Origin of the sequence: Priestia flexa NBRC 15715, assembly GCF_001591565.1 — a bacterium.
In the GTDB taxonomy this organism is placed as follows: domain Bacteria; phylum Bacillota; class Bacilli; order Bacillales; family Bacillaceae_H; genus Priestia; species Priestia flexa.
In genome coordinates, this window is sequence record NZ_BCVD01000007.1 from 47,579 (window position 1) to 54,972 (window position 7,394).

Sequence of the window (7,394 nt, forward strand, 5' to 3'; positions counted from 1 at the left end):
TCCTAATCAAGATTAAAAAGTCAATTAATATCCTAGAGCTGACGGTTTAGCAAGTGTTGTTCCTTCAGTCGCTTTAGTCCTTGTTGAATTTTACGAGCACGTATTTCACCGATACCCTCTACTTCATCAAGCTCCTGAACAGTTGCATCTGTAATAGCCTTGAGGTCGCCTAATTCTTCAATTAAGTTCTCGATAATAATAGACGGTAGTCGCGGAATTTTATGAAGCATTCGATATCCTCTCGGAACAACTCCCTCTTCAAAGCTCGTATAAATTGGATAACCCATTAGCCGTAAGAGAGTTTGGTCATCTAGCAATACATTATTAGATGGCTGTTGCATCTTTTCAATTACTTTTGTTGGCTCTACGCTTGTATCATACATATAATCTTTCATTAACAAAATTGCTTCTTCTTCTAAGTGAGACAACAATTCATTCATCTGCAGACGAATTAATCGCCCTTCTGTTCCTAACTCCCTAATATAACTTAAAATTTCGTTTTTAATTCGCAATACCATCTCAATGCGATGCAAAGATTGTAACACGTCTGTATGAGTTACTTGTTCTTCAAACTCTAAAGCACTTAGGCTATTGATGGAATCATCTAAAACTGCTTTATATTTCTCCAACGTGCCAAGCGCTTGGTTCGCTTTTGCTAAAATAACGCTAATGTCTTTTAATACATATTGAGAAGAGTCTTTATACAGCGTAATAACATTTCGACGCTGTGAAATAGCAATAACCAGTACTCCTGATTGCTTGGCAACCCGCTCTGCTGTACGATGTCGCATACCGGTTTGCGAAGAAGGAGTAGATGGATCCGGCATTAATTGAGCATTTGCAAATAAAATTTTACTACCACTGTCATTTAAGATAAGCGCTCCATCCATTTTAGCCAACTCATATAAGTGAGCTGGTGTAAATGCACAATTAATTGAAAACCCTCCATCTACCATCTTTTTCACTTGATCATTGTACCCGATTACAATTAACCCGCCGGTCTTAGCTCTTAATACATTTTCAATACCATCGCGAAAAGGGGTTCCAGGAGCCACAAATTCTAGAATATCAGAGATTTGCTTTTGCTCTGTTATCTTTTCATCATTCATTCTTTTTAACCTCCTAACGTGTACTGTAACGCTTCTGACACAGTGGACACCCCTACTACGTCAATGCCTTCTGGTATTTTCCAACCACCTAAGTTTTTTTCAGGAACAATGATTCGCTTAAATCCTAATTTCACAGCTTCTTGCACTCGTTGTTCAATGCGAGACACTCTTCGAACCTCACCTGTTAATCCAACTTCTCCTACTACTACGTCTGTAGGGTTTGAAGGTGCATCTTTAAAACTCGATGCAATGCTAACCGCAACCGCCAAATCAATAGCTGGCTCATCTAACTTTACCCCACCTGCTACTTTTAAGTACGCATCTTGATTTTGCAACAGTAATCCTACTCGCTTTTCTAACACTGCCATAATAAGCGAGACACGGTTATGATCAAGTCCTGTAGACATTCTTCTAGGATTTCCAAAGCTTGTTGGGCTAATAAGTGCTTGTAACTCTACCAATACGGGACGAGTACCCTCCATCGAAGCCACAACGACAGAACCAGCTGCACCTTGAGATCGTTCTTCTAAAAAGATTTCAGATGGGTTGAGCACTTCCTCTAGACCACTTTCCTTCATTTCAAAAATACCCATTTCGTTTGTTGAACCAAAGCGGTTTTTTACTGCTCTTAAAATCCGGTACGTATGGTGGCGTTCTCCTTCAAAATACAAAACACTGTCTACCATATGTTCAAGTAACCTTGGACCTGCAATAGACCCTTCTTTGGTAACATGACCTACAATAAAAATAGCTATGCCGTTTGTTTTTGCAATTCGCATTAACTCTGCTGTACACTCGCGTACTTGAGAAACACTTCCGGGCGCTGATGTAACGTCACCGTGATAAATTGTTTGAATTGAATCAATGATAACAAGTTCTGGATTCATACTTGAGATAGCTTCTGTGATTGACTCTAAGTTTGTTTCTGCATGCACATACAAATCTTCCGCTTTAATACCTAAGCGATCTGCTCTTAGCTTTGTTTGCTTTGTTGATTCCTCACCAGATATATAAAGCACCTTATGCTTGTTCATAGCTAACTGAGCTGAAGTTTGTAGCAACAAAGTTGATTTACCAATACCAGGATCTCCCCCAATTAAGACTAGTGATCCTCTAACAATCCCTCCACCTAAAACACGGTTTAGCTCGGGTGACTTTGTATATATCCTTGGTTCAGTCGTTGATTCAATATTCGTAATGGATTGAGGCTTTTGCACCTTTGTAGACGTTGCGCCAGAAAAAGCTCCTCCTCGCCTTGAAGACTTTGTCTCTTCAATTTCTTCCACCATTGAATTCCAACTGCCACAGCCAGGACACTTTCCCATCCATTTAGCCGATTCATACCCACAATGTTGACATGAAAACTTTGTTTTTCTTTTACTCATTATTTAGTATAATCTCCTCGTTCTTTATAAAAGTCCTTGATGCTATTGTACACTATCTTTACATTGTAAATAAAAAATGGAGGCATACGTATTTTGTCGTATGCCCCACATGTTCTTAATTCTTTAGCTAATACTGCTCGGTGAAGATGACTTGACTGTAAAGTTTTCACCTTCTACATCTAACGTTACCTTTTGACCTTTTTGAATGACGCCTCTTAATAACTCCTCAGATAAACGATCTTCAACATGCTTTTGGATTGCTCGACGTAGAGGACGCGCCCCATACTCTGGGTCAAACCCTTCTTCTGCAATCTTATCAATTGCTGCCTTTGTTAATTCCAATTCAATTTCTTGTTCTTTTAAGCGTCTAGTTAATTGATCAGCCATTAGCTTTACAATTTCAGCTAGATGCGGTTTCTCTAACGAATGGAACACAATAATCTCATCAATACGGTTTAGGAACTCTGGACGGAAAGCACGCTTCATCTCACTCATAACTTTCCCTTTCATATCCTTATAATCCTGACCCTCTGCTTCAACCGTAAATCCAAGATGCTTGTTACGTTTTAACGTATCTGCACCAACATTTGAAGTCATGATTAGAATTGTGTTTCTGAAATCTACAGTGCGACCTTTTGAATCAGTTAAGCGTCCGTCTTCTAAAACTTGTAATAAAATGTTAAATACATCCGGATGCGCTTTTTCAATTTCATCTAGTAATACAACAGAGTATGGCTTTCTTCTAACTTTCTCCGTCAACTGGCCACCCTCATCATATCCAACGTAGCCTGGAGGAGAACCTACTAAGCGAGAAGTCGAGTGTTTTTCCATATACTCTGACATATCAATACGAATCATCGCATCTTCGTCACCAAACATTGATTCAGCTAAAGCACGAGCAAGCTCTGTTTTACCTACACCAGTTGGTCCCAAGAAAATAAATGAGCCTATTGGACGTTTTGGATCTTTCAAGCCTGCTCTTGCGCGACGAACAGCTTTTGCCACTGCTTTTACAGCTTCTTCTTGGCCAATGACACGAGAGTGTAAAATCTCTTCCATGTTTAGTAAACGCTCTGATTCTTCCTGAGCCAATTTCGAAACCGGCACTCCAGTCCAGCTAGATACAACCATCGCGATGTCTTCTACTGTAACAGCTGAATTCTCTTTACCTTGCTCTTGTTTCCAAGCTTTTTTAGTTTCTTCTAATTCTTCTCTTAAGCGTTGTTCTGTATCACGTAATGATGCAGCCTTTTCAAACTCCTGACTTTGGACAGAAGCATCTTTTTCATTTCGGATTGACTCTAGCTTCTGCTCTAACTCTTTCAAATTAGGCGGCGTCGTAAATGAACGTAAGCGAACTTTTGAACCAGCTTCATCAATTAAATCAATTGCTTTATCTGGTAAAAAGCGATCTGAGATATAACGGTCAGATAATTTTACTGCTTGTTCAATAGCTTCATCAGAAATTGATACGCGGTGATGAGCTTCATAACGATCTCTTAAGCCTTTTAAAATTTGGATAGATTCGTCTAGGGTTGGCTCATCAACTTGAATTGGCTGGAAACGACGCTCTAAAGCTGCATCTTTTTCAATATATTTTCGGTATTCATCTAAAGTAGTGGCACCAATACATTGTAATTCACCGCGTGCTAAAGATGGTTTTAGAATGTTTGAAGCATCAATTGCCCCTTCTGCACCACCAGCACCGATTAATGTATGCAGCTCATCAATAAATAGAATGATATTACCGGCTTGACGAATTTCATCCATTACTTTTTTCAAACGATCTTCAAATTCACCACGATATTTTGTTCCAGCAACTACGGTTCCCATATCTAGGGTCATAACGCGCTTATCTCGAAGAATCTCCGGCACTTCGTTGTTAACAATTTGCTGTGCTAATCCCTCTGCGATTGCTGTTTTACCCACACCTGGTTCACCGATAAGAACTGGGTTATTCTTTGTACGACGACTCAACACTTCAATAACACGCTGAATTTCCTTGCTACGCCCAATAACTGGATCTAGACTTCCTTCACGTGCTACCACTGTTAAATCACGAGCTAAACTATCAAGGGTTGGTGTATTTGCATTCGAAGTTCCACCACCTTGATGACTAGAAGCAGCTTCGTTACTACCTAACAGGTGCAATACTTGTTGACGAGCTTTATTTAAGCTCACTCCTAAATTATTAAGTACACGAGCAGCTACGCCTTCACCTTCACGAATTAATCCAAGTAAAATATGCTCAGTTCCCACATACGAATGACCTAATTTTCTTGCTTCATCCATTGAAAGTTCAATTACTTTTTTAGCGCGAGGTGTATAATGAATTGTTTGAGTTAACTCTTGACCTCTTCCAATAAGAGCTTCGACTTCTTTTTGAATTTTTTCTGTGCTTAACCCTAATGCAGATAATGCTTTTGCAGCAATACCGTCACCTTCACGTACAATACCTAATAAAATATGTTCAGTTCCAATATTGTTATGTCCAAGTCGTAAAGCTTCTTCTTGTGCTAACGCTAATACTTTTTGTGCACGCTCTGTAAATCTTCCAAACATCATACGGCTGTCACCCTCCACGTTAATCTATATTTTTAATATTACTAAGGCGATCTCTAATTAAGGTAGCTCTTTTAATATCTCGTTCATGGGCATCTAACGCAGAGCCTGAATACTGTTGTAAAAAGCCTGGCTGCGTCATAATAATGAGTTCATTCAAAATATTTTTGGATATGTTTGTAATATAACCTAAGTCAATCCCTAATCGAACATCTGACAAGCACTGAGACGCTTCTTTAGATTCAATTATGCGACTATGAGCTAATACTCCATATGAGCGATGAACGCGATCTTCTAACTCCAAATGAGACGTTTTAAGTAATGCATCTCTGGCAGATCTTTCTTGAGCAATTAATTGTGTTACAACACTATTCAAGTCTGACACAATATCAGCTTCAGATTTTCCTAACGTAATTTGGTTAGAAACTTGAAAGATATTACCTAATGCTTCGCTACCCTCTCCGTAAATTCCTCTTACAACTAAACCTAATTGATTAATTGCAGGAATAATTCGATGAATTTGACGAGTCATAACCAATGCAGGTACATGCATCATAACCGAGGCACGAAGCCCTGTACCAACATTCGTTGGGCAACTCGTTAAATAGCCTCTTTGTTCATCAAAAGCGTAGTCCACGCGATTTTCAATCCAATTATCTACTTCATTAGCTCGTTCTAATGCTTCGGATAATTGAAGACCTGGAAATAAACATTGTATGCGTAAATGATCTTCTTCATTAACCATAATACTTAAATCTTCTTGCTTTGATAAATAACAAGCCCCTGAATTAGATTCAGATAATTGAGGACTGATTAAATGCTTCTCCACCAGTACTCGTTTCTCCAGTGGCTTTAACTCACTCATTTTTAGAGAAGATAATTCACACTCTTCCATTTTCCTTATTTCTTCAAACACTTGATCAAAATTGTTTACAATTTCATCAGCTTTTTCTTTTACTAACATTGTAGGAAAAAGAAAATTTGTTAAATTTCTAGCTAGACGAATTCTGCTGCTTAGTACAATATCAGAGTCCGGTGCTTCTTGTTTCATCCAAGAGCTTACGGGATTTGTGAAGAATAGTTCAGACATGCGGCTATATCTCCTTTCCCGTAGAGTTATTGATTTTTTTCTCTAATAAGCGAATTTCATCTCGAAGCTCTGCAGCTTTTTCGAATTCTTCTTTTTCAATATACTCCTTTAAATTCAATCTCAGAGCCTGTAATTCCTTTTTTAAATGAAGATTACTTCCAATTCTCTTTGGAATTTTACCATGATGTAAATAATTCCCCCCATGTAACCTCTTCAAAAACGGAACAAGTGGTTGTTCAAAGGTTTCATAGCAGTTTGAACAGCCAAACCGACCAACTTTAGAAAATTGATGATACGTCATTCCGCATGTAGGGCAACGTAGTGGTTCATTTTTAATTGTATTCGGACCTGTAGCAGAAGGTTCAAAATTTAATAGTCCTGCTAATAGACTATTAATTGAAAAGCCTTGCTGAGATGATATAGAAAATACATCCCCACTCTCTGCAGCGCATTGTTCGCAAAGGTGTGCTTCTGTCTTATTCCCATTCACTACATTCGTAAAATGAAGTGTTGCAGGTCGAATCTCACATTGCTGACAAATCATGCAACCATCTCTCCCTGTCTACATAAAATCAATTCAATTAGCGATACCTTAATGAATTCAACATAGCTTTTAGTAATTTCGCTCGAAGTTCATCACGATATGGTAGCTCAAGGTCAATAACAGATCGATGAATAACGCTAAGCATTATCTTAGCTTCTCGCTCCGTAATAACTTTTTCTCCAACTAACCTAAAAATGACGCTTTCAGCATATGACTGTGAAATTTGAGATTCGATAAGATCGATGACTTGTTGAAATAAATGAGAAGCATTATGAGTTCGGACTTTAGCAATTCTGATAAAGCCACCTCCACCTCTCTTACTTTCAACCACATAACCTCTTTCAATCGTAAAGCGCGTATTAATAACGTAATTGATTTGAGATGGAACACATTGAAACTGATCTGCAATTTCGCTACGTTTAATCTCAACAATTTCTCTGTCACTTAATTCAAGCACTTCTTTTAAATACTGTTCAATGATGTCAGAGATATTTGGCACGTTGCACCCTCCTTCTGACTTTGACTATATTTGACCTTATTAAATTAAATATAAAAGGAAATGAAAAAAATTTCAACTATGTAGTTTGATAAGTTTTGCCTTACTTTTATGATTTCCACTAAAATAAGGTTCAAAACGTCATTTATTGAAATTAATGAGAAATAAAAAAAGGACTAGCTATAAGCTAATCCTTTTAAATAATATG

General features: G+C 38.1%; 6 protein-coding genes. All 6 read right to left on the reverse strand.

The window, feature by feature from the left end; all coding sequences use genetic code 11:
• Nucleotides 1-32: 32 nt before the first annotated feature.
• The gene (disA, locus tag BFL01S_RS02575) at nucleotides 33-1,109 is read right to left on the reverse strand and encodes a DNA integrity scanning diadenylate cyclase DisA (RefSeq protein ID WP_061784783.1); all 1,077 of its coding nucleotides are present in this window, start codon (nucleotides 1,107-1,109) and stop codon (nucleotides 33-35) included.
• A gap of 5 nt (nucleotides 1,110-1,114) precedes the next feature.
• Complete coding sequence (gene radA, locus BFL01S_RS02580) at nucleotides 1,115-2,494, reverse strand: DNA repair protein RadA (protein ID WP_025909699.1); 1,380 nt, start codon at nucleotides 2,492-2,494, stop codon at nucleotides 1,115-1,117.
• 123 nt (nucleotides 2,495-2,617) lie between these two features.
• Nucleotides 2,618-5,059: an ATP-dependent protease ATP-binding subunit ClpC gene (clpC, locus tag BFL01S_RS02585; RefSeq protein WP_061784784.1), complete on the reverse strand. Its 2,442-nt coding sequence runs from the start codon at nucleotides 5,057-5,059 to the stop codon at nucleotides 2,618-2,620.
• A 19-nt stretch (nucleotides 5,060-5,078) separates the two neighbouring features.
• Nucleotides 5,079-6,146: a protein-arginine kinase McsB gene (gene mcsB / locus BFL01S_RS02590; RefSeq protein ID WP_025909697.1), complete on the reverse strand. Its 1,068-nt coding sequence runs from the start codon at nucleotides 6,144-6,146 to the stop codon at nucleotides 5,079-5,081.
• A 4-nt stretch (nucleotides 6,147-6,150) separates the two neighbouring features.
• Complete coding sequence (gene mcsA / locus BFL01S_RS02595) at nucleotides 6,151-6,690, reverse strand: protein-arginine kinase activator protein McsA (RefSeq protein WP_025909696.1); 540 nt, start codon at nucleotides 6,688-6,690, stop codon at nucleotides 6,151-6,153.
• A 37-nt stretch (nucleotides 6,691-6,727) separates the two neighbouring features.
• Nucleotides 6,728-7,189, reverse strand: a complete 462-nt coding sequence (locus BFL01S_RS02600; protein WP_061784785.1) for a CtsR family transcriptional regulator — start codon at nucleotides 7,187-7,189, stop codon at nucleotides 6,728-6,730.
• Nucleotides 7,190-7,394: the final 205 nt, after the last annotated feature.